Source organism: Nostoc sp. (assembly GCF_036917755.1).
GTDB lineage: Bacteria > Cyanobacteriota > Cyanobacteriia > Cyanobacteriales > Nostocaceae > Nostoc.
In genome coordinates this window covers 222,605-246,276 of the sequence record NZ_JBALFC010000009.1, presented here as the reverse complement: position 1 = coordinate 246,276, position 23,672 = coordinate 222,605, and the positions used below count along the sequence as shown (strand labels likewise).

Sequence of the window (23,672 nt, the reverse complement as noted above, 5' to 3'; positions counted from 1 at the left end):
CTAGAGTTTCAAGAAACTCACCGGAACTTTTCAGCGGGTATTCATGCTGAAGAAACTACAGAAAAAGCAAATTTCGATCATTGCGGGTGCAGCACTGTTTGCCTTTTTAGCTGGGGCAATGGTATCAGCACCTGAGATTGGCAAGTCTCTGGGGAAATGGCTCAAACTGAGTCAAAATCAAGCAGAGCAAACATCAGAGGGTAACATTGCCCAATCAGCCGTCTTTCCTCTGGTATCAGAATCGCTGCCAGAACGGGCGGCAAAACTAGCAGCGATCGCAGCACAGTCCAGTTCGCCAGACCGAAATCGCGCTCGTTATCTTTTGGCGAGTGATTATATTGAAAGAACCCAAGGAAAAAAAGCGCTGGTTTTACTCGACGGATTAGAGAAAGACTATTCCATTCTCGCGCCCTACATTTTGCTGAAACAGGCGCAGGCAGAAGATATACTAGGCGAGGATGGCAAAGCTTCGGATCTCAGGCAAAGCGTGCTAAAACAGTATCCCAAAGAAGCGGCCAGCGTGAAAGCACTATATCTGATTGCTCAACCCAAGCAACAAGAAACCGCGATCGCTCAATTTCCTTCTAATCCTCTGACTTGGGAAATTATCCGTAAACGCTTGCAAGAAAATCCCAATCAGCCACAATTACAATTGATTTTGGCTAAATATGCCTATGACCAACCAGGGATAGTGGGCGTTTTGGATCAGTTAGTAAAAGAGCCTACCCTGAAAGCCGAAGACTGGGAACTTATTGGTACAAGCTATTGGGAAAATAATCAATTTCTCAAGGCGGCGAATGCTTATGCCAACGCACCGAAAACATCGCGCAATCTCTACCGCACCGCACGGGGGTTACAGGTAGGAGGCAAAGATAAAGAAAAAGCGGTCGCCACCTATAAACAATTAGTGCAGCAATTTCCAAATAGCGAAGAAACTGGGAATGCACTACTGCGTTTAGCAGAAATTGCAAAAACACCTAAAGACGGCTTACCCTATCTTGAGCAGGTAATTAGTAAATTTCCGAAACAAGCTGGTACTGCACTGGCACAAAAAGCCAAAATTCTCCAAGCCACGAATAATCAAAAGTCAGCTAGCCAAGCGTGGCAATTACTCATAGCCAAATACGGCAATTCTGACGAGGCGGCAGAGTATCGCTGGAAAATCGCCCAAGACAAAGCCAAAGCTAAAGATTACGTCGGTGCTTGGCAATGGGCAGAACCAATTATCACCAACAATCCCAACAGTATTTTGGCTCCGAGAGCAGGCTTTTGGGTAGGAAAATGGGCAGCTTTGCTAGGGAAACAGCAGCAATCTCAAACTGCTTATGAGTATGTGATTAGCCAGTTTCCTTACTCTTACTATGCATGGCGAGCCGCGACGATGCTGGGACTAAATGTTGGCAACTTTGACAATGTGCGCGTGATGAACCCCGAAGTAATCGCACAAGAGCGTCCATTACCACCTGCTGGTTCTGAGACTTTCAAAGAATTATATCTGCTGGGTCAAGACCGCGATGCTTGGTTACAATGGCAAACAGAATTTCAGAACAAAATTCAGCCAACGGTAGCAGAGCAATTTACTGAAGGATTGGTACGGCAGGCTAAGGGCGAAAATCTCATCGGAATTGACAAAATTTCTAAATTGGAAGATCGGGAAATACCAGCTGAACTTGCCCAATATCAAACTTTAAGCAAGCAAATCATCTACTGGCAAGCCCGTTATCCATTTCCCTATCTCCGGGAGATTGAAAAGTGGTCTACTGAGCGTAAACTCAATCCTCTGTTAGTCACTGCCTTAATCCGTCAGGAGTCACGGTTTGAGCCAAAAATCAAATCCGTTGCTAACGCCACTGGTTTAATGCAGCTGTTGCCGAGTACAGCTCAATGGATTGCCCCACAAATCAAGGTGGATATCAAAACCATAAACTTAGAAAATCCCAACGATAACATCATGCTGGGTACATGGTATTTGGATCATACTCATCAGCAATATAACAATAACTCGCTGCTCGCGATCGCCAGTTATAATGCTGGCCCTGGCAATGTTTCCAAATGGTTGCAAACTCAAGCTACACAAGATCCAGATGAGTTTGTTGAAGAAATTCCCTTTGATGAAACCAAAAATTATGTGCGGCAAGTATTTGGCAACTACTGGAATTATCTGAGGCTTTATAACCCTGAGATTTCTGGCATAGTGACAAAGTACTCGACTACACACCCACAACTACCGGCGCGATAATCTGAGAAAGTTATGAGTTGTGAGTGTTGAATTAAAGCAATTTTTTAATTCCAAGTTCACAACTCACGTTACAGCAGTTTTCATGTATTTGAACCACATCCGTCGTAGGGGCACAGCACTGCTGTGCCCCTACCCGCGTGGTCTATTTACCTGAAAATACAACTCAAAAGCACAGAGGTAATTTAGATCATTCAAAATTACTAAGACCCATCATGTGATAAGCAATAAAAGCAGTATCAAAGGGTTTGAGGTAATTAACATTCGTGGAATCACTAGGTAAAACGTCAGAGTTGACGGCTGTATTTATCGATGTGCCACTATTGTTATTTTTAGCTGTATGAAGGCTAATGATTTTAGACATAGAATTAATCCAAGGAACAATATGTGCAGAATTTATCAAGTTTGTAAGTTTCATAGAGTTATCCTCAACTAGAACAAAGTACAATTAGTCAATGATCTCTAGAAGAGAGTCCACTGTTTTATAAATCTCAATATCCTATACTCAGTTCATCTGAACGCTTTATTTGTTAATTACACAAACGGCTGAATCCAATTAAACGAAATATTATAAATTGGGAATTTGGCTAATTAAGTTTGCATACCAATATGCTAGAAAGTATTTCTGATAGAAGCAAATGTTTTTGTTTCTTAAATACATAAATAAAAGTGATTGTAATTAATGCTTTTGAGCTTACTTAGCACTCTCAGATGGTAGCGTTGGCGCAGTCCACCGCAGGTATCGCAGTTACAACACCCGTCAGCGTCACATATTCCATAAATTCACTACAAATAAGCTGATAGTGTCAAAATGTTATGTGTATAGTTTATTTACAAAGTCATTTATGCCGAAAGCAATTTGGAATGGAACAGTTTTAGCCGAGAGTGATAATACCGTAGTTGTGGAAGGCAACCATTATTTCCCTGTTGACACCATTAACAAGCAGTACTTCACAGAAAGTAACACCCACACCACTTGTCCTTGGAAAGGCGTCGCTAGCTACTACAGTATTGACGTTGATGGGCAAATCAATAAAGACGCTGCTTGGTACTATCCCAGCGCCAAGGAGAAGGCTAAGAATATTGAAGGTTATGTGGCCTTCTGGAAGGGTGTAAAAGTTGAGGCTTAATAAAGGTTCCTGGAAGTATTTTAGTTTCAGGGACATTAATATTATGTTCGCCTAATTGCCCATAAAATAATTAGTCCGCGCAGACAGATGTCTGAGCGGGCTTCGTATTTAAACAATTTAGCAAATTTATTCTAAGGCGTAATTATACCTTCGCCTTGCGAAATGCTGCTTGCTTTCTTTTCGCCAGCCAAGCCAGACTACCAGCAAGTATACTACCAGCGATCGCACTTGGTTCGGGTACTGGTTTTGATATAATAGCACCGGGTCTCAATATCAAAGGGCCAGAGTTGATAGTTATGTTGCCTCCTAGTCCTGAATTATTACTATCATCAGCGATCGCACTTGGTTCGGGTACTCTTCTCAGTAAAATGTCACTGGCTGTAACAGTTATGTTGCCTCCTGCTCCTGAACTATTGCTACCACCGTTAATTTGCCCAGAATTGCCGCTAGTGCTATTAGGAATCGTTACCTGACTACCACCTGTGACGACAAGGCTATCGGCTGTAACAGTTATGTTGCCTCCTGCTTTTAAATTAATAATGTTACCACCGTTAATATACAGGCTACCAGTAGAGATAGTTAAATTGCCGCTAGGACTAGTTAAATTGCCGCCAATGGTGATCCTACTGAGAGCCGTTACATTACTATCATCGATTCCTGTTAGTCCACCATTGATCTCCAAATCCTGGCTGTTGATAGTGCTATTGATAAGTGTTAGGTTACTATCTATATTCACATAGTGGCCGTTGATGGTGCTATTAGTAAACGTTAGGTTACTAGAATTGTAAGCCTTGATATTACCAGCGATCGCTAGCCCAGAGATATCACCAGCGATCGCTAGCCCAGAAAGTGTAACATCGGCGGCGTTAATGTCAAACACAGGAAATTGATTATTGCCACTGATGGTAAGTAAGTTAGCGCCTGGGCCATTAATAGTTAGGTTTTTAGCGATCGCAAGTGCCCCACTCGTCAGGTTAATTGTACTAGGATGACTTCCCAATAAGAACTCTACCACGTCATTGCTAGTTGCAATGTTGATAGTATCTCGCAATGAGCCAACCCCACTGTCATTGAGATTGTTAACCGCCAAGGTAGCAGCTTGTGCTGATTCCACTTGCATTATTACCCAGCCCAGAGCAACGGCTGTGGAAATAGCTTGAGCGACAGCCTTTTTTTTATTGTTTTTTGTCACTTAAAACTCCTCGTATTAATTTTTTAAAAAATAAAAAAAGCCACTTGTACAGTTTATAAATACATCATAATATTCAAATTTAATCCGCAAAGCGGGTTTTGATAATTCACAGATTCAAAACTTAATTGAAGAATTTTCAAAAGGCTGTGAAATCTTGCCTGTCTTCCTAAAAAGGCTTCAATAAGCAGCAAAATTGTGTGATCGCTGTAACATGGTGCGTAATAGCAAAGCCGTAATACACCCTACTGCTACAGGATAATTAAAGCTAACAAGCAAAAGGCATGACCTAAAAAAACAAGTAGCACCATTTGTGACGATAACTTCTGTATTGATAAGCTTTGGTTAAGCATTTGCAACAAAGGTATAAGCATTTGCTGGAAATAAACAAACAATTGTTACTAAGGTTCAAGCATTTGTAACAACGGCTTCTATTTTTGTAATGAATGGACAAGCTGTAGTTACTTAAAGTAGGTAAACCCACATAGCGAGGCAACAACCATGCAAAATATCACCAGAATTACCCGCAATCCAGAAGTGATGGGCGGCAAACCCTGTATTCGAGGAATGCGTGTCACTGTTGGTACTATCATTGGTTTAATGGCATCTGGACACAGCAATAGCGATATCCTCAAAGCATATCCCTACCTCGAAGAAGCTGATATTTATGAGGCGCTTGCCTATGCTGCATGGCGAGTTGAAGAAATTGAAGTGCCTCTAAGAAGTGCATGAAAATTTTAATTGATATGAACCTTTCCCCTGATTGGGTTGCAGTTTTTGAGAGGAACAGTATTTCATCTGTCCACTGGTCTACCATTGGCGACCCCCGTGAGAAGGATTCAATAATTATGGAGTGGGCGAGTACTAATGGTTATATCGTTTTTACTCACGATTTAGACTTCGGCTCCTTGTTAGCTGCAACAGGTGCTGATACCCCCAGTGTAATTCAAGTTCGCACTCAGGATATTTTGCCGAACACTATCGAAAATCTAGTTATTTCAACGCTGAATCAGTTTGAGTCTTAACTAGAGTCAGGCGCATTGGTCACTATTGACCAAGCTCAATCGAGGGTGCGTATTTTACCAATTATACGTGAATAGTCAGGAGCTTTGATTCTGGCGTTTATTGCTTGTTGATAACAACATAAGCATTTGCTACAAATAAACAAGCTGTCGTTACTAAGGTGCAAGCATTCATAACAAATACATAAGCGATCGCTATAACTGAGTACGCAATTGCTACAAATGAGTATGCGATCGCTACAAATGAGTAGCCATTTATAATTAATACTTAATTTGTTAGCTTAAATTTTAAGCATTAGTTATGAATGAGACAGCGATCGCTACAAATGAGTAGCCATTTATAATAAATGCTTAATTTGTTAGCTTAAATTTTAAGCATTAGTTATGGATGAGTACGCGATCGCAGCAAATGAGTATCCATTTATAATAAATGCTTAAGCTGTTGTTGCTAACAGACAAATATTTGTAAAGTCTGCGTCTGTCTTTGTAACGAGTGGACAAGCTGTTGTTATCACGGCAACTTAATTTGTAACGTTGGTGCTGCAAAATTGCTCAAATTTTTGTAAAGAGGATTTTCACTAAGCTTTGCATCACACGAGTAGCAACATTATGCTGATGCCAAGCTTGATAGAAATCGGGGTAAGGCATATTTTGGGCACATTCCCAAGCTAAATCGTAGTAATCATTATTCAATCGCCAATAACCACTTAAAGCTTTGGCTACCGCAAAGCGATGCTTATTATTTTGTAGAATTTTTTCTAAGCTATATGCTGCTCGCCAACGGTTGTCGTTATCCAGATTAGTTGATTGCAGCAGTTGCACCAAGGCGGCGATCGCAATTTCATTGCCTGTGCCGATTTTCCCTAAGCTCTCTGCTACCCGCCAACGGTTGTCGTTATCCAGATTAGTTGATTGCAGCAGTTGCACCAAGGCGGCGATCGCAATTTCATTGCCTGGGTTGATTTCCCCTAAGCTCTCTGCTACCCACCAACGGGTTTCGTTATCTAGATTAGTTGATTGCAGCAGTTGCACCAAGGCGGCGATCGCAATTTCATTGCCTGGGTTGATTTCCCCCAAGCTCTCTGCTACCCACCAACGGGTGTCGTTATCCAGATTAGTTGATTGCAGCATTTGCACCAAGGCGGCGATCGCAATTTCATTGCCTGGGTCGATTTTCCCTAAGCTCTCTGCTACCCACCTACGGATGAAGTCATCCAGATTAGTTGATTGCAGCATTTGCACCAAGGCGGCACAGGCAATTTCATTGCCTGGGTTGATTTCCCCTAAGCTCTCTGCTACCCACCTACGGGTGTCGTTATCCTGATTAGTTGATTGCAGCAGTTGCACCAAGGCGGCGATCGCAATTTCATTGCCTGTGCCGATTTTCCCTAAGCTCTCTGCTACCCACCTACGGATGAAGTCATCCAGATTACTTGATTGCAGTAGTTGCACCAAGGCGGCGATCGCAATTTCATTGCCTGTGCCGATTTTCCCTAAGCTCTCTGCTACCCACCTACGGGTGTGGTTATCCAGATTAGTTGATTGCAGCAGTTGCACCAAGGCGGTGATCGCAATTTCATTGCTTGGGTTGATTTCCCCTAAGCTCTCTGCTACCCACCAACGGGTGTGGTTATCCAGATTAGTTGATTGCAGCAGTTGCACCAAGGCGGCGATCGCAATTTCATTGCCTGTGCCGATTTTCCCTAAGCTCTTTGCTACCCACCTACGGGTGTCGTTATCCAGATTAGTTGATTGCAGCAGTTGCACCAAGGCGGCGACCGCAATTTCATTGCCTGGGTCGATTTTCCCTAAGCTCTCTGCTACCTGCCAACGGGTGTAGTCATCCAGATTAGTTGATTGCAGCAGTTGCACCAAGGCGGCGATCGCTTTTATACGGTCTGTCTGTTGCAGTGCTGACCTAGCTTCCTCTCTGATTGAACTTAAACCAATTGTCCATTTGACAATTTGCTTAACTATTTCATCGGCTCTAGAATAACCTTTAAACTCTGCAATTCCTGCGGCAGCTAAAAAATAGGCGCGATATTCATAAAAGCCTTTATCTATATCTTCTCTATCCCACTTACCACATCCATCTTTAAAGTTCACCAAAGCATCAATAAACTTTTGCTTTTGCTGTTTGAGGTTTTCTTCATCTCGTCCTAACCAAAGTAATATTGTTTGCTTCCATTGTGGTTCAAAGATGCGATAAGTTCCTTGACTGGGATTTTTAGGATTGTGCTTGAGAAAGAATTGCCAGTGATCAATTGCTTTAGCCGCAAAGTACTCTTGAAACGAGGCATGAAAGAAAGCGTAAAAAGGTTTTCTATTTGTATCTATCCCTACACAGTTCAGCCAGCCGCGATTTAGTGCCAGTTTCAGCAGCGAATTTTCATCATCAGCATCACCCAAGAACTGAGTAACAAAATCCTGCCGCAAGCGAAAACGGGTTGCTTCTTTGTCTATTGCTTCTTTAGCTAATTCCCCCAATTTGACATTGAGTTGCTGACGCTGGTTATAGTTTGTAGCAATTTCCTCTTTTTTCCACTTGTAGAAGTCATCAACAAATTGCTGATAGAGTCCCGCTTGAGTATCCGGTAATTTGCCATCTCCTGATTGCCAATTCAAGCACAGCAGCGTCAACCGCAGAGGATTTTTTACTAAATCCTGAATCCGTTTATTACCTGATTCTTTCAACGCAATGCATAACCGCTTCCCTGTTTCGGGAATTTCAATTTTATTGAACCATTTATTAATAAATCTCTCTACATTTTTTGGATAAGAAAAATCTAAGGTGCGATAGATATCAAAATTATTAAGTGCATTACTGCTGCCATCCCACAGATTAACCCGACAGGTCAGCACAATCCGCGCTTGAGAAATTAACCCTGCTTCACGGAATTGCTTGGCAATTTCTGTTAGAGGATTACCTGAAGATGCGGACATTTCATCTAACCCATCTAGCAGCAGCCACACATTATTTTGATTAAATAGAGCAACAAAATTATCCTTCAGTTGCTTAGTGGCTTCAGCTTTACCTGTTTTCTCCGCTACCTGAGTTAACCAAGTCTCAGACAGATAAGATTTTAGTTCCTTCTCTCGCAAATCTGCTAAAGATACCCAAATGACAATCGACTGGTGAATCTCACGAGATACCCAATCAGCAATCTGCTGTAATAGTGTTGTCTTTCCTGCTCCTGGTTCGCCAATAATTGCAATTCGCTTACCTTGACTTTTAGGCGTGTTCTTTTGTTTGAGAACTTCTTCAAGAAAAGCATCATGCTCAAATGTTTTGGTGATTTCTGTCTCCTTGTACAGTTCTGAACCCTGTTCTGGAGAAATATCACCTTGACGCTTAGATTGTTTTTTACGCTCAACTAATCCCAATGGTACGTAAACATCATCAACTTGCAAGGCTACCCCTTCAGTTGATGTCAGAGGATTTGTAGTCAGCTTTTGCCGTTCTGTCAGCATTTCACGGCAGACTTTACGCCAGTCATCAGGAGTTAACTTTGTCTCATCCTCCCCTTGAGACGGCTGTAGTCAAAAGGTGAAGTTATTAGTTTGGTTATTTATCTGTCCTTGATTTACAACCCCAATTTTTTCTGCTAGCTGCGTCAGATTTTGAATGGTTGGCTGTTGAGACTTGAGAGTATTTTCTATTTCTTGAATTTTTTGAGTGAGTTTTGGTTCTGCTTTTGCTGCTGCTTCCACTTCCACAACAGCTTGAGCAATTTCTGGGTCTTGGTCTGCTGCTGCTTTTAGTTCCAGCACTGCTTGACCATAATCTAATCGCTGCGGTTCATTTCCCTCAACAGCACTGGTGAGTAATGGCGATTTATTCTTCTGGCGGAGTAATCCGATTAACTTACCAGGAGCCGTCCATAAAGCACCACCAATGTTTTCGCCGATTTTCTCTTGTGCTTTAGTCCAAAGTGTAGTTGCGATCGCAGTAGCAACAGCCGTCAGTGTTACAGTTACCATAAATTCACTATAAATTGAGTTTATGTAGAAATTATTTCAATTGACACAAATAGTATGACGCAAAAGCTAGGCAATTATTACTGAATATAACTCAGTCGTTTTAACCCGCGCAGGCGGGTTTTGTTTGTATAGCCGCGATTTCTAATCGCCAAGGCACTTGCTAACGCACCCTACGAAAATATCTGAAACCTAATTATGAATTCAATTAGACGCGCCCTTTCCTGCTACAGGATGAATTATTTCCTCCAGCGTTTGCAGTAACTCTTGCTCGTTATAAGGTTTAGAAAAGTAAGCCCTAGCACCCAATTGCATAGCCAGTTGCCGATGCTTACTGCTGCTACGAGAAGTCAGCATCGCAACTGGGATATTTTTTGTATCCGCGTCTGAATTTACCTTACCTAAAAAGCCATAACCATCAAGGCGAGGCATTTCAATATCGCAAATTACTGCCTCAACTCTCAATCCACTATGGAGTTTTTCTAAAGCATCTTGACCATCTTTAGCTTGTTCTACTTGATATCCTCCTTTTTCAAGAGTCAACGCTAAAAAGCGGCGAACATTAATCGAGTCATCGACAATCAAAATTGTGCCTTTCTGCTTAACAGACGCTGCTGATATTTTGTCTTCATCAAATATGAGGAACGGTGTTTTTAACCTTGCTGATGGTAATTGAGTACCTTTGGGACTCCGCCGATTCGTAGCAACCCAATACAGCAACTCATTGACATTAACTAGTGGCACTACTCGACCATCACCGAGAATTGTGCAGTTGCTGAAGCCTTCAGGTAAAGGTATATTTCCCTCGACTTGGCGAATAGCAACTTCTTGTTCACCCCAGCAACGGTCTATTGGGATTGCTACTGGCTGATTATTACCTTTGACTACTAACACGCTGCTAGTATTAATTGCTGGCGATCTTTCCAATTCTGGGTTATCGTAGCGCAGGCAATTAAACTCTAAATAACGAGTCAGGCGAATCAGTGGCAGCATGGTTCCTTGCCAATTTAAAACTTCGCTACCTGCCATTTGGAAAATTTGATCGTTTTGAAGTAAAGATATTTCTGAAATGACATCTGTGGGAAATGCCAATACCATTTTGTTAATTTCTACTAGCAGAACTCGCGCAACAGAAAGTGTAAATGGTACTGATAGGGTGAAAGTAGTACCAACTCCTGGTTCTGTATCAACTTTCACATCACCTCGAATCAGTTTCAGGTTGTTACGAACTACATCCATACCGACACCGCGACCAGATAATGCTGTCACATGCTCGGAGGTGGTAAAACCTGGTTCAAAAATTAGTGATAATAGTTCTTCATCACTAGCATTAGCAAGTAGAGAAGCATCCAATCCCATAGCTAGGGCGCGGATGCGAATTTTCTCCAGAGAAATGCCCCAACCATCATCACGTATGGTAATTAGGGTACGATTACTGCGGTGGGTAGCTTTAATTTCAATTAATCCTTGTTCTGGTTTACCCAAAAGGCGGCGGGTGGCTGAATCTTCGATACCATGATCGAAGGCATTCCTTAACAGGTGCATTAAAGGTTCGTTTAATGCTTCTAAAATGCTGCGTTCAATTAAAGTGTTACCACCTTCAATTTTTAACTGAACATTTTTTCCATACTCTACATTTAAATCGCGCAAAGCTCTAGGAAAACGTTCGATTAAATCGGACAGAGGCCGCATCCGAATATGATTTAGTTTAGTCTGTAACTGTTTCGATGTTTTGTTTAGTTTACGAGCAATTTGGTCTGTATCATCTACACTGAGTTGCACATCAGTTGTGACTTCCTGTACCTGAACAATGGTTTCCATAACTTCCTGCGATCGCAGGTTTAATTCGTTATAGCGTTCCATTTCTAAGGCATCAATTTTGCTCTCTGTATCTTGGCTTTGGTGGCCATTTTCAGCTTGCGATCGCACGCGCACACCAGGTTGAGGAGAAATTCTCTTGTAGGCTGTACGTAGTTCCTGGTTTTCTCGGTCGAGAACTTGGACTCGCTGGTTGAGGTTCCGAACGAGTTTGCGTAATTTTTCTAGTTGCGAGTTTAAACCATTCCTCTGAACAATAAGTTCACCAAATAAATCATTAATTTGCTCTAGTTGTTTGCTAGGAACTCGGACGCTATTTTCATGAATATCCCGTTCTTTACCAACGCCAACTGCCTCGACTTTACTTTCGCCAAGTCTGACATCTTTAGGATTATTTTCTCTAGCAAATATTGGATTTTGCTCGGTGACATTGACAGTATTTACATCATTTGTAACTTCAGCATCCACAAATGTAAAATTAGCTGCGATCGCTTCATCTTTAGTCCAAGTTTCTGGAGTTATTTTTGGTTGCCAAATAGATGTTGACGCTACTTCTGTATCAGCTGTATCTGTGGCGCTAAATTGTGGTATTACTTCTGCTTGCAATCGTGGCTGGGATTGCGTATAACTACTGAAGTCAATTTCTGTAGGCAAGTTATCTAGTTGATTTGTCAGTATCAAAGCTTGCGATCGCCGCCATGCTTGCAATGCTAACTGGGCAATTTCGGGAATGCGATTGTTGCTAACAGTTTCCAATTGCTGCGTTACTGACTCACAAAGCTTGGTAAAAGCTGCCAATTGGAGCATTTCCCCCAAACCGCCCAATTCAGCTGCCATCATCACAATTTCTTCATGCAATCCGGGCTGTTCGCTATCTGCCAATATAGATTCTAGACGCTGCAAACACTCTTCTACCTCTGTTTCAAATAGCAAGGGGATAACGTTTTGTCCATCTTCTGGGGATAGCATGGTTGATGCATCTTCCGGGTTGGGGTCGCCCAAGCGATCGTGCAACTCCTCAAAAATGGGGTAACAAAAGGTTTCTAACCACTGATCTTCAACAACATTTCCTTCTGCAAGCAATTCGACAATCTGACGCAGCCAGTCAACTCCAGATAGCAATAAACTTTGCAACTGAGTATCAATTTCTAGAGAATTTTTTTTAGTTTTTAAAACTTTAAAGGAATCTTCCAGACGGTGAGCTAAATCACTTAACGATCTAAATCCCATCATCCCCGCGCCACCTTTGATAGAATGAGTCGCCCGGAGTGCAGCATTAATTTTATCTAAATCGATGCGGTTAGTAGTATCGATTTCCAGCAATACCCCTTCTAGAGTATTCAAGTAATCAGTTGCTTCTTCCAGAAACTGCATCTGGATTTCTAATTCTTTGTCTTCTAACATAGTTTTTTCCTTAGTCATTGGTTATGGGTCATTAGTCATTAGTAAAAGGACAAAAGACAAATGACAACGGACAAATAACAAAACGTGAGTTCGACAAGTTTTATTTGACCTCTCCCCCAGCCCCTCTCCGACGCGGAGAGGGGAGCAAAAAGCTGAATTTTTCGTTGCTCCTCCCTTTCCGTTTCGGAGAGGGAGAGGTTCATCAACTCACGTTAACAAAAGTCATTCATCATTAGTCATTAACAAAGGACAAAAGACAAATGACAAATGGCAAACTTAACTAACTTTGAAAGTCTCAACAGTCTCTTGCAACTGCTGGGAAATCTCCACAGTTTGTTGCAGAGATTCAGAAACTTGGCGAGAAGAATCGCTGGTACGTTTTGATACAGCTGCAATATCTTTCATCAATTGGCTAACACTTTGCGATGTTTCTACCTGAGATGCAGTTGCAGTGGAAATAGACTGTACTAAGGAGTCAATTTGACGGGATACATCCAAAATTTCACTCAGACTTTGTTTAGCTTCCTCCACAATCTGAGTACCTTCTACTACTTGGGTGGTTCCTATTTCCATCGCCTGCACCACTTCACTGGTTTCTCGTTGGATATTTTCAACAATTTGTTCAATTTCTTCGGTTGCTGCGGCACTGCGTACTGCTAATTCGCCGACTTCTTCAGCAACTACGGCAAAACCTTGACCTTCTTCACCTGCACGCGCTGCTTCAATGCCAGCGTTAATAGCTAATAAGTTGGTTTGAATGGCGATTTGGTTAATCAAGGATACCACGCGGGAAATTTGTTGAGAAGACTCTCCCAAACGTTTGACTTTTTTAGCAGTTTCACCAACGGTTTCTCGCAAAGACAGGATATTTTGGACTGTCAAATCCATCGCGTGTCCACTCTTGGTAGCGGTGTGAGTCGCATGGTTGGCAATCAAGGCAGCTTTTTCGGCACTTTGGGCTACAGCCTGCATGGATTGGGTCATTTGGTCAACAGCATCAAGGGTGCGGTTGATTTCGGCAGCTTGTGTGAGTGCTGACTCTGCTAAGTCGCGGATGGCTCCTTCGTTAGAGCCAATGGCAGTATTCACCTGGGTAGCAGCTTGTTTAACTTGGGTAACAATATCCCGGAGGCTTTCCACAATGGAGTTGAAAAAGTCGGCAACAGTGCCTATTTCCCCAGGAGTCACGTCTGCACGCACTGTCAAGTCGCCTCTAGCGGCACCTTCTACATCACTGAGCAGTTCTAAAAGTTGCTGTTGCAGAGTTTCTTTTTGTTGCCGTTCTTCGTCTGAACCGATTACGCCAACATTTCTAGATTTTTCAATCTCTTCTAATAACTTGGCTTGTTCTAAGGCATAACCGATTTGAGTTGCTATCTGTTGAAACAAGTCAATTTCCGGCTGTTGCCAAATACGAGGACTTTCGCACTGATGAGCAATTAATAAGCCTAAAAGTTGTTCTTGGGCAAAAATCGGTACGATTAAATTAGCTTTAACAGCAAATTTTTCCAGCAATTTGATGTAACCGTCGGCATTTTTCAGACTTTCGTCTTGAGAAATATTGGCGATGCCTTCTCTACGAGAGGCTTCGCCAACGGCAAGGACTTTGCCGATCGCTTGCACCTGTCCATCGTGATAAGTTTCTATATAACGTTCCCGAAAATAGCGATCGTCAATTTGCACACCGAGCATTTTCGGCCAATTATCAGTTACCGATTCCGCAACGACAACGCCATCCCAAGTATTTGGATTCAGACTATAAATGATTACCCGGTCTGTTTTTAGCGATCGCTGAACTTCCCTCACTGCTGCGTGATAAATATCTTCAGTTTTGAGTATTTTCCGAATTCGTAAGGTAATATCTGCCAGTATTTTTGCCCCTTCAAAGTCCAGTTCTTGTTCCTTAACTAAGACCTGCAATTGTTCGGCCATCTGGTTGATATTTGCACTCAATAACCCTAATTCGTCTTCTGTTTCGATTTCCAGACGGGTATTAAATTTACCTTGACCTAGCTTCGCTAATGCCGCATTTGCATTCAGAATTGGCTGTGTAGTCAGTTTAGCTAACCGAGATGCGATCGCGCCGACAATAAATGCTGTCAGTGCTGTGCCGATGGCTATAGTCCACAATAATTGTCTTTGCGGCTCAAATACAATTGCTGTGTCTGTAGATAAAAGTACCTGCCAGTTTAAATCAGGCAAGCCATCTAACTTACTAGCTGGTACGTAACTAACTAATTTTTGTTTTTTGTCAGTTTTGGCTACTTCTATAAAACTATCTACCTTCTTGGCTGCCAGCAGTTTAGGTAAACTAGAATACTCTCCCTTTGCTTCTTTCTCCAATAATTGCTTTTGGGGACTCAAAAAAACTGTTCCCGAAGCATCGAGCAAATAATATTGTTGTCCATTGGCTACGTAGTTTTTGATTACTTCCTCTAAAGATTTTACGGGCATACGTGCTTGTACCACGCCAATAGTTTGCCCTGTCCTGGACTCTTTCACGGGTGCAGCGATATATATACTCACTACACCAGTCTTTTTTGCTGCTTCCGGTTTGCTGATTATCGGAGCATCTTTTTGCAAAACATCTTGAAAATAGTTACGGTCTTTTTGATTGTCCAGAGGTTCGCCTGTAGATTGCACAATCAAGTTACCTTGGCGATTAAAAACAGCAACGCTGTCATAAGCTTTGTAAGCTTCAACAACGCGATTTAGGACTGCTTGCTTTTCTTGAGTAGTGGTACTGATACTAGCTTGGGGACTTGTCAGAAATGGCAAATTTGATATTACCCGAATATCCCCGTAGCGTTCCAACATGAAGCGGTTAACTTTATCACTTAAGCCAGTAGCTTCGGCTTGTTGAGATTGAGTAATTTGCTTAGTAATTGATTTGTTGGCAAAACTAAAAGCGATCGCGCCTATGCCCAATACTGGTATTGTACCGATTGCGATCGCTAAAATAGTCGCTTTCTTAACCAATCCCAGCCTTGTAAAATAAGCAATAGCCTGATTCCAAGAAGAATTATTAGCAGTTTCAGTAGTCGCCTTACTTGGTGGCTTTACTACAGTCCCAATACCTTTTTGAGATGAAATCAATGATGCTCGATTCTGAGCGCCATTACCTTGATTCGTGTTGGTTTTATTAAACATAAAAGTAGTTCTCCGAAGTATATGAATAAGAACACTAAAAATCTTGTTTTTTAGTAGTACACCCTAATCACTACGGAGAATAGAAGACTGCACAATTGCCTCTGCATCTAATACCAGTAATATTTCTTCCTGTTGCACAACGCACCCACATAAATAAGGAACTAAACTGGATGCTACTTGTCCGATAGGAGAATGAATAGCATCAGCTAAAAACTTGGTTGTACCTTTTATTTCTTGCACAACTAAACCTAACACCAATGATTCCACTCGGATAACGATCGTATTGTATTGTCGTAGTCGAGAATCTAGAGATTCTAAATTAAGCATTCTTGGCAAATCAACTACCCAAATTATCCGACTCCGCCAATTCATTAAGCCTAATATGCAGGGTGGCATATTAGGCATCGAGGTGATAGATTCGACAGGCACAATAATTGCTTCTTGGGTATGCGTCATTGATAAAACAGCAGTAGTTTGTTGATTTAGCTGAAACTTCAGATAACCATCTGCTAAGTTATTTTGGATTGGTTTTGGAGAAAGAGTAATGTTTGTACTAGTCATTGATTCAAATTACCACTGATTTAATAGTACGTAGGAGATGTTCGCGGGTGTAAGGTTTAGTTATATAAGCATCTGCACCTTGTCTCATCGCCCATAAACGGTCAATTTCTTGATTTTTGGAACTACAAATCACAATCGGCACTTTTGCAGTAATCGGATTTCTTCTCAGAGAGCGACACAATTCAAATCCGCTCATTTCTGGCATCACTACATCAGTAACGATCGCATCTGGTTTTTCTAACACAGCTTTTTCTAAAGCTTCTTTTCCACCAGAAGCTTTAATGACGTTGTAACCACTCTCTTTAAGATAATGGCTCATTAATTCCAATTCACTGGGAGAATCTTCTACAATCATAATTGTGCCAAGCAAAGTCAGGCTCACTATTAAATCTCCTAAAAAAATAAATTAAAAATATTTTGTTATTTTTATTGCCTTGTTTAAATTAACCAAGATGCTTAAAAACCATTTTTAGCAATTCTGATTGTGTAAAAGGCTTGGTCAAATATCCTGATGACCTGACTATCTTAGCCCTTGCCCTGTCAATAAATCCTGTTCTACCTGTCACCATAATAATAGGTGTATTTTTAAAAGCTGAATGTTTTCGCAATAAAGAACATAACTCGTAGCCATCTAAACTTGGCATTTCAACATCTAGCAAAATCAGATCCGGCTTACTCCGAAGAATTTGCATTAAAGCTTTTACCGGATCGTTGATCATCACAACTGAAAATGCGTTTTCATCCAAAAAGTGTTTAATGGAATTCAAAACTGTTTGGCTATCATCGATGCAGGCAATTGTATATAGTTTTTTGCCTACAGGTGGTTGAGTAATTTTATTATTATCAGGAATATCAAAATTGATTGTTCTCAGCAATTTTTGCCCAACTTTTATTTGCAGTTGTGGCTGAACTTGAGACGGTTGTGTTGTAGACAGAACTTGGGAACCCCCACCAGCCGGAATTGATGACTGGATATTTTTCCGATTTCGTAACTGCTTTTGACAATGTTCAACAAGTAATCGCAAATCTAGGCGACAGAACTTTGGTAGTTCATCCAAAGAGCTTTCTGGACTGAATTCATAGCTACCTTCTTTTAAACACAGAAATGATTCCAGCACTTCTTTTGCCAATTCCTCTATCAGGTTTGCTGCTTGCACAGAGGTGATATAGTCCTGATTTACTAACCAACAAATAGCTTGGTAATCTGCATTTGGTATTGATTGATGTTCATTCTTCGTCTCAAACATCAGCCGCATCTGCATACGAGTATCACCGTTGAGAGCAGGAATTTGCCGATTCAAGCGTCGCAAGTGACTGTCAAGGCGCTCAAATAGTTTATCTGAATAGGAGGCATAAGTAAGTTTACCGTCCTCTAGATAGATTGACCAAGAAACTATCGCGGTAAATACCCTTAAGCAACCTGTAGCACGCCGACTAGTTAATTGTGCCAACAGAGATAGCGGATGTAGTTTCTGAAACAACCTGTAGCTACCTATAGGAGTTGTGCTCATTTTGCTTTTACTTCAGCTAAATTCAATACGTGTAAGCTAAATTCGTGCAGAGTTATTCCACAATTGAAATCAAGTAAAAGGCATCAAGGGTTTGTATTTTAAGGTACATCAGTTTTCATCTAGCTTTGTGGTGAAACTCAACGACAGTACGCGTTATTTTTAGATGAGCAAATCTTAGTAAATTCGTAAATTGTGATTAATTTTTATTTACTGTTTCTAAGATTTCTAAACACCTTTCGAGAATAAGACATAAAAATGCCAAGAGTAGATGAAGCCACTTTCCATTGAGTAACCCCGATCTGACCACAGGAATAATACTGATTTTGTAGAGATTAATATATTTTAACTTCAGTATTTACACTTAAGAAAAATCTAGTCTTTTAGCAAGTAAGGACTATCTGAAGCCACTCTGCATCGATTAACTTCAACTTGACCACAGCAATAATACTGATTTATTGACAAAAATAAAACAGCAATTCAGAATGGCTAGTAAGAATACCAGAAAAAGACGTGAAATTAACCAAGTTCCAGGTGAATTTTTCTGGTTATCGAAAATGTGCGTAGGCGTAGCCCGTCGTAGACATCGCACAGCAAGATTATTCCTACTGTAGATGTAGTGCGATCGCGATGCCTACAGCTGTAAACTACGCCATATCTTTAGATTAGGCATTAAAACTATTAAATGATTATGTTTCAAGTGACAGGAGGATGCGTTGGCGTAGACCGCCGCAGGCATCGCCTGTTTTTTCCTGATTACTCTTACTGCATTGTTTGTCTGCCAAGATACACTTCAAAGCATATTGTGTTAAAATACCATAAAAAATAACTCCACAAACACACTTTCTGCAAACACCCATGCCAGCCAAAGATGTTTATCATAATGTTGTGATAACAGCCCTATAAAAAGATGGTTGGCTAATTACTGATGATCCATTTCAATTAAAATGTGGCACAAAAGATTTATATATAAACTTGGGTGCAGAAGAACTTATAGCGGCAGAAAAAAGTCAGCAAAAAATAGAAGTTGAAATCAAGAGTTTTCTCAACCCATCTCCAGTTACAGATTTAGAAAATGCATTAGGAAAGTGCGGATAAAAGGACTTGAACCTTCACTCCTTTCGGAACTAGAACCTAAATCTAGCGCGTCTGCCAATTTCGCCATATCCGCATCAGTTTACTATCGTACCATAAGAAATTATTTATGGGAAGAGGAGTGGGGAGATGAGGGAGACAAGAGGATGAAGAAAGTGTTTTCACAATGCCCCATGCCTCATGCCCAATGCCCAATGCCCCATGCCCAATGCCCAATGCCCAATTACATAACCGCAACACGAGGCAGACGATGCTTGAAGCCGCAGAGAATTTCCCAGGAAATAGTGTTTAGTTGTTCTGCCCAATCGTCTGCTGAAATTTCTTCTTTTCCCTGTTCCCCTAGTAAGGTGACTACTTCTCCTTCTTGGATATTGGGTATAGCACTCACATCCAGCATCAACTGATCCATTGTAATTGTGCCGATTTGCGACACCCGCCGACCGCGAATTAACGCCTGCATTTTGTTGGAAAGACTGCGAGGAACACCGTCAGCATAGCCAATTCCCACCACGGCGAGGCGAAGTTCACGCGGGGCAATAAATTGATGGCCGTAACTAACAGCTGTTCCTGGGGCAATTGTTTTAACTTGGGTGACTCGTGCTTTAAGTTGCAAAACGGGCTTGAGGTCGATCGCATTTTGTAAATGGGTTGCTGGATAGAGTCCGTAAACAGCTAAACCGACTCGCACAATGTCGTAGTGCAATGCCGGATCTGTGAGTGTAGCTGCTGAGTTTGCCAAGTGCAAGCAGGGTGGTTGGATTCCCATTGCTTTGATTTGAGCGATCGCATCCTCAAATCGTTTATGCTGTTCTTCCATTGCCGTGGTATCAGGATCATCTGCTGTTGCCAAATGGGAATAAATACTGGCTATCTCAAGATGTGGTAATCGTTGCACTAATTGCACAAATTCCCCAGCTTGCTGCCAATTAGTTCCCAACCTGGACATTCCCGTGTCTAATTTGATGTGTACGGGTATGGCAGAACCATAATTCATCGATTCTAGGGTATTGGAAAATACCAAAGCTTGTTTAGGGCTACAGAGTGTGGGCTGAAGTTTCCAGTGTGCGATCGCATGAATCTGCTCTGCTGTATGAGTTGCCCCTAAAATCAAAATGGGCGCTTGAATCCCACCTTCTCGCAATTGAATCGCTTCTGGAACTGTAGCGACTCCCAGCCAACTAGCTCCCGACTGGATTACAGTTTGGGCGACTGTTACCGCTCCATGTCCATAAGCATCAGCTTTGACTACTGCCATCAACTGGGTACGCGGCGATAAAAACTGCACCAGTTGCTGTACATTGTACGACAACGCCCCTAAATCAATTTCTACCCAGGCTCGTTGCGAAAACCACGCGTAGGTATCACACTCCTGACTATCAGCAAAACTTGGGGTTTGTTTATGACTCAACATTTGTACTGACTCCTATCCCACCACGGCTAAACTTCCAAATTATCTATCTATACACGCTCCTAAAAGCGAGATCAGATTAAATAGGAAGTTTAACCTTCATATTGGAATTGATACAAGATGTTGCGTTATTAAAGTAAAAGTGAGGAGTTATGAGTTAGGAATTTAGGACTTACGCAAAAACTCTCCCAAACGAATGGCACTAAGATAAGGGGAAACCCTTAATATGATTGGCTTTTCGGTGTAATGGTTTTATCTTTAACTCCTCACTCCTAACTCTCAATACGGTTCGGTTAAGGCAAGAGACGCGATAAATCGGCGTCAAGACAAAGGACTGATTATTGTAAAGACGGCGATTTATCGCGTCTTTGCAATCTAGGACGTGTCATTAAAAAACCTTATCCGAACCGTATTGTCCTAACTCTCAACTCATAACTTAATTTCCGAATTCTCCTGAAAGTATAATTTATTCTCATCTCCCTAGCAGGGTATATTCGTGTTAACATATGTAAAACTCATACCCTGAGTGCAGATAAATGGGGAAGGTTTTAGTCTTAAACGCCTCTTACGAACCTCTGAATATAACGAGCTGGCGTCGCGCTGTCGTTCTGTTAATCAAAGGCAAAGCAGAACGGGTAGAACACAACGGTAAATTCCTTTATTCGGATTTTCCGTTGCCGACCGTGATCCGGTTGCGTCATTATGTCCGCGTTCCTTATAAAGAAATTCCTCTGACTCGCCGAAATATATTGCACCGTGACGGTCATGCCTGTCAATACTGTGGTTACACAGGGGATGAGTTGACCCTAGACCATGTAATACCGCGATCGCGCGGCGGTGGCGATACCTGGGAGAATATTGTTACCGCTTGTGTGCGTTGCAATGTCAAAAAAGGCAGTCGCACTCCCCACGAAGCTCATATGCCTTTGCGTCATCCGCCCCGCCAACCTTATAGCAGCCTCTATTTTGAAGTTAGTAAACATCTTAAGAGTGGACTGCATACAGAGTGGCAAAAGTATGTTATAGGTCTTTGACATGACTTAAGCTAATTCTAAAATCATCAAGAAATAGTCACAGGTTGGCGTTTGTGCTTAGTTTTAGAGTCTCGCTAAAGCTGTGTTGGACACATTTGCTCTAACAAATTGTCTGTTGGAGCAGGGTTGTCCACTCTTTGTGAACCACATTTTTCGGCACAAACCAACACAGTAGTCTGCATAAATACACGCAAGAAAAACAGTAGCCAATGCTACTCAGAATTCTCAGAGTTTTCAAAGGGGATGCGAAACACGCATTCTTCATCAAAAATAATTGTTAATTGCTCAAGAATCCACAATAATGAGAGTATTAAGCATAAGAATATTTCAAATATCAAGGACTAAGCCGAAAGTATAAGATAGAATGTATACCCTAAGTCTGATAGAAACCCCGGTAATTCAATTTACCTAAGACAAAAAAGCTCTTAAAACAGATTTATACTACCAGATACAGCCCAATATATTAAATTTCTTTGTTCCCAGCAGTTATACGCCCTGTAGTGGAATTTAGTTGATTGTTGAGCGCTGTTACTGACAAAAAATATACTCAGGTGTATAGTGCAAAGTCTTGATATTTTTGCGAAGATCATAATAATGTGGCTAAATTCAGTGAATTGCTGAAAGTAGTATTTCTGAATTAAAGGAGCCTCACACTTTAAAAAAGTTCCCTATGTACTTGAATTCTCCCGTTACTCACTTTGAGAGTTTGTCATTGACCACAGAGCCAAACCCAGAGGAACCTGAAATCGAGAAAGCGCCAGTGGAAGTTGCATTTAAGAGTCCGTCATTACCGCCATCGGTAGGTGACGGAGCTATATATCTCAGTCACCGTGGAAATTCTCTTGCACAACAAAAGTCAGAAGAACTGCAAAAAACCCTTCTGGCACACCGACACGATCGCCAACTGGTAATTCTGCAAGATTTTCCTGATCCAGATGCCCTTTCCTGTGCCTGGGCTTACCAGTTAATTGCCCAGCAATATGATATCAAATGTGAAATTATTTATGCTGGCGCTTTGAGCCATCAAGAGAATATTGCCTTGGTAAGGCTGACTAATTTACCTATTCAGCGATGGACACTCCAAACCTTGAAAACCAAAGATTTGTCATCTTATCAAGGTTTTGTATTAATTGATAACCAAGGAACCACTTCACAACTACTGTCATCGGTGCAGCAGGCTGGAATTCCCCTAGTAGTTCTCATCGACCATCACAGTATACAAGGTGATCTGCAATCAGAGTTTGAGGATATCCGTCCTTATGTAAGAGCCACGGCAACAATTTTTACTCAATACCTCCAAACAGGATTATTGGCATTAGATAGTAGCATAAATCAACACGTCAAATGTGCTACTGCCTTGATGCACGGCTTGCGATCGGATACAAATCGGCTCATGCAAGCACAAGAAGAAGACTTTATGGCAGCTGCGTATTTAAGCCGATTTTATGACGCGCAACTGCTGAACGCCATTTTACAGGCGAACCGTTCTAAGCGGGTAATGGATGTGATCGAGCGATCGCTCAAAAACCGCATTGTCCAAAATAACTTTTCCATCGCTGGCGTTGGTTACTTACGTTACGAAGACCGTGACGCCATCCCCCAAGCGGCTGATTTTCTCGTCACCGAAGAAAACGTTCACACCGCCGTAGTTTATGGCATTGTTCACGACGAAAACGAAGAACTAGAAATAGTCATTGGCTCCCTGAGAACCACTAAACTTACCCTTGACCCCGATGAATTCATCAAAGAAGCCTTTGGGCAAGATAGCGCAGGGCGCTTTTTCGGCGGTGGAAGGACAAGCGCAGGTGGCTTTGAAATTCCGATGGGCTTCTTGTCTGGCAGCAACGAAAACTCTGCCTATGCAAAAATGAAATGGGAAGTATTCGACGCTCAAATTAAGCAAAAACTGCTGAGGTTAGTCAATCCCAGAGACAATCCAATTCAGTCAGAGTAGAGGGACAAGGAGATGGGGAGAACTCCTAACTCATGCAGCAGTCAAAGTGTTTGGTCAGATAGCATCCCTAAGTCATTCGTGATCAATATATTTCCCGACTTTTCTTAAAAAGTCGGGAAATATATTGGTCTTGTCACAGAGGCTGAACTGATTGAAGATGTAGTCCGTGCCTAATCTTAAATAGG

At 41.7% G+C, this 23,672-nt stretch carries 16 protein-coding genes, 1 tRNA gene and 1 pseudogene; 7 read left to right on the top strand and 11 right to left on the bottom strand.

Annotation, left to right across the window (positions count from 1 at the left end; translation table 11 throughout):
- Positions 1-43 precede the first annotated feature (43 nt).
- Positions 44-2,239, top strand: a complete 2,196-nt coding sequence (locus V7L05_RS03365) for a lytic transglycosylase domain-containing protein (protein ID WP_335161768.1) — start codon at positions 44-46, stop codon at positions 2,237-2,239.
- 187 nt (positions 2,240-2,426) lie between these two features.
- Here V7L05_RS03365 and V7L05_RS03360 read toward each other — a convergent pair whose 3' ends face one another.
- Positions 2,427-2,600: a hypothetical protein gene (locus V7L05_RS03360; RefSeq protein ID WP_335161766.1), complete on the bottom strand. Its 174-nt coding sequence runs from the start codon at positions 2,598-2,600 to the stop codon at positions 2,427-2,429.
- A gap of 481 nt (positions 2,601-3,081) precedes the next feature.
- Here V7L05_RS03360 and V7L05_RS03355 point away from each other — a divergent pair, with 481 nt between their 5' ends.
- The gene (locus V7L05_RS03355) at positions 3,082-3,366 is read left to right on the top strand and encodes a DUF427 domain-containing protein (RefSeq protein WP_335016871.1); all 285 of its coding nucleotides are present in this window, start codon (positions 3,082-3,084) and stop codon (positions 3,364-3,366) included.
- Positions 3,367-3,508: 142 nt separating this feature from the next.
- Here the strand turns inward: V7L05_RS03355 and V7L05_RS03350 are convergent, their stop codons facing one another.
- Positions 3,509-4,558: a PEP-CTERM sorting domain-containing protein gene (locus V7L05_RS03350; protein ID WP_335161764.1), complete on the bottom strand. Its 1,050-nt coding sequence runs from the start codon at positions 4,556-4,558 to the stop codon at positions 3,509-3,511.
- A gap of 498 nt (positions 4,559-5,056) precedes the next feature.
- On the opposite strand from V7L05_RS03350, the gene V7L05_RS03345 reads away from it, so the two are divergent.
- Positions 5,057-5,287, top strand: coding sequence for a DUF433 domain-containing protein (locus V7L05_RS03345; protein WP_335161762.1), 231 nt, complete (start codon positions 5,057-5,059; stop codon positions 5,285-5,287).
- Positions 5,284-5,580 carry a DUF5615 family PIN-like protein gene (locus tag V7L05_RS03340; protein ID WP_335161760.1) on the top strand — a complete coding sequence of 99 codons (297 nt, stop codon included), beginning with the start codon at positions 5,284-5,286 and terminating at the stop codon, positions 5,578-5,580. The genes V7L05_RS03345 and V7L05_RS03340 overlap by 4 nt, the downstream gene beginning before the upstream one ends.
- 549 nt (positions 5,581-6,129) lie before the next feature.
- Here V7L05_RS03340 and V7L05_RS03335 read toward each other — a convergent pair.
- The 7 genes from V7L05_RS03335 to V7L05_RS03305 form a co-directional block, all read right to left on the bottom strand.
- Positions 6,130-9,048 (bottom strand): HEAT repeat domain-containing protein, encoded by a 2,919-nt coding sequence (locus V7L05_RS03335; RefSeq protein ID WP_335161758.1) that lies wholly within the window; start codon positions 9,046-9,048, stop codon positions 6,130-6,132.
- A 69-nt stretch (positions 9,049-9,117) separates the two neighbouring features.
- Complete coding sequence (locus V7L05_RS03330; protein ID WP_335161755.1) at positions 9,118-9,558, bottom strand: hypothetical protein; 441 nt, start codon at positions 9,556-9,558, stop codon at positions 9,118-9,120.
- A 201-nt stretch (positions 9,559-9,759) separates the two neighbouring features.
- Positions 9,760-12,777: a hybrid sensor histidine kinase/response regulator gene (locus tag V7L05_RS03325; RefSeq protein WP_335161754.1), complete on the bottom strand. Its 3,018-nt coding sequence runs from the start codon at positions 12,775-12,777 to the stop codon at positions 9,760-9,762.
- A gap of 276 nt (positions 12,778-13,053) precedes the next feature.
- A complete protein-coding gene (locus V7L05_RS03320; RefSeq protein WP_335161752.1) occupies positions 13,054-15,927 on the bottom strand; it encodes a methyl-accepting chemotaxis protein in 2,874 nt (957 codons plus the stop codon).
- 63 nt (positions 15,928-15,990) lie between these two features.
- Positions 15,991-16,488, bottom strand: a complete 498-nt coding sequence (locus V7L05_RS03315; protein WP_335161751.1) for a chemotaxis protein CheW — start codon at positions 16,486-16,488, stop codon at positions 15,991-15,993.
- Positions 16,489-16,492: 4 nt separating this feature from the next.
- Positions 16,493-16,870: a response regulator gene (locus V7L05_RS03310; RefSeq protein ID WP_334951179.1), complete on the bottom strand. Its 378-nt coding sequence runs from the start codon at positions 16,868-16,870 to the stop codon at positions 16,493-16,495.
- A gap of 61 nt (positions 16,871-16,931) precedes the next feature.
- A complete protein-coding gene (locus V7L05_RS03305; RefSeq protein ID WP_335161749.1) occupies positions 16,932-17,999 on the bottom strand; it encodes a response regulator in 1,068 nt (355 codons plus the stop codon).
- A gap of 915 nt (positions 18,000-18,914) precedes the next feature.
- Here V7L05_RS03305 and V7L05_RS03300 point away from each other — a divergent pair.
- Positions 18,915-19,094, top strand: a pseudogene (locus V7L05_RS03300) (element excision factor XisH family protein); the annotation flags it as partial.
- Here V7L05_RS03300 and V7L05_RS03295 read toward each other — a convergent pair.
- Positions 19,086-19,167, bottom strand: a tRNA-Leu gene (locus V7L05_RS03295). The pseudogene V7L05_RS03300 and the gene V7L05_RS03295 overlap by 9 nt on opposite strands.
- Positions 19,168-19,314: 147 nt before the next feature.
- Positions 19,315-20,502 (bottom strand): alanine racemase, encoded by a 1,188-nt coding sequence (alr, locus tag V7L05_RS03290; protein ID WP_335161747.1) that lies wholly within the window; start codon positions 20,500-20,502, stop codon positions 19,315-19,317.
- A gap of 533 nt (positions 20,503-21,035) precedes the next feature.
- Here alr and V7L05_RS03285 point away from each other — a divergent pair.
- Positions 21,036-21,533 carry an HNH endonuclease gene (locus V7L05_RS03285; protein ID WP_069070622.1) on the top strand — a complete coding sequence of 166 codons (498 nt, stop codon included), beginning with the start codon at positions 21,036-21,038 and terminating at the stop codon, positions 21,531-21,533.
- A gap of 670 nt (positions 21,534-22,203) precedes the next feature.
- Entirely contained in the window at positions 22,204-23,487 is a 1,284-nt protein-coding gene (locus tag V7L05_RS03280) for a DHH family phosphoesterase (protein WP_335161745.1), read from the top strand.
- Positions 23,488-23,672: the final 185 nt, after the last annotated feature.

Coding starts and splice junctions, on each gene's coding strand:
- V7L05_RS03365 (WP_335161768.1), top strand. CDS start 44: ATGCTGAAGAAACTACAGAAAAAGCAAATTTCGATCATTGCGGGTGCA.
- V7L05_RS03360 (WP_335161766.1), bottom strand. CDS start 2,600: ATGTCTAAAATCATTAGCCTTCATACAGCTAAAAATAACAATAGTGGC.
- V7L05_RS03355 (WP_335016871.1), top strand. CDS start 3,082: ATGCCGAAAGCAATTTGGAATGGAACAGTTTTAGCCGAGAGTGATAAT.
- V7L05_RS03345 (WP_335161762.1), top strand. CDS start 5,057: ATGCAAAATATCACCAGAATTACCCGCAATCCAGAAGTGATGGGCGGC.
- V7L05_RS03340 (WP_335161760.1), top strand. CDS start 5,284: ATGAAAATTTTAATTGATATGAACCTTTCCCCTGATTGGGTTGCAGTT.
- V7L05_RS03335 (WP_335161758.1), bottom strand. CDS start 9,048: ATGCTGACAGAACGGCAAAAGCTGACTACAAATCCTCTGACATCAACT.
- V7L05_RS03330 (WP_335161755.1), bottom strand. CDS start 9,558: ATGGTAACTGTAACACTGACGGCTGTTGCTACTGCGATCGCAACTACA.
- V7L05_RS03325 (WP_335161754.1), bottom strand. CDS start 12,777: ATGTTAGAAGACAAAGAATTAGAAATCCAGATGCAGTTTCTGGAAGAA.
- V7L05_RS03320 (WP_335161752.1), bottom strand. CDS start 15,927: ATGTTTAATAAAACCAACACGAATCAAGGTAATGGCGCTCAGAATCGA.
- V7L05_RS03315 (WP_335161751.1), bottom strand. CDS start 16,488: ATGACTAGTACAAACATTACTCTTTCTCCAAAACCAATCCAAAATAAC.
- V7L05_RS03305 (WP_335161749.1), bottom strand. CDS start 17,999: ATGAGCACAACTCCTATAGGTAGCTACAGGTTGTTTCAGAAACTACAT.
- alr (WP_335161747.1), bottom strand. CDS start 20,502: ATGTTGAGTCATAAACAAACCCCAAGTTTTGCTGATAGTCAGGAGTGT.
- V7L05_RS03285 (WP_069070622.1), top strand. CDS start 21,036: ATGGGGAAGGTTTTAGTCTTAAACGCCTCTTACGAACCTCTGAATATA.
- V7L05_RS03280 (WP_335161745.1), top strand. CDS start 22,204: ATGTACTTGAATTCTCCCGTTACTCACTTTGAGAGTTTGTCATTGACC.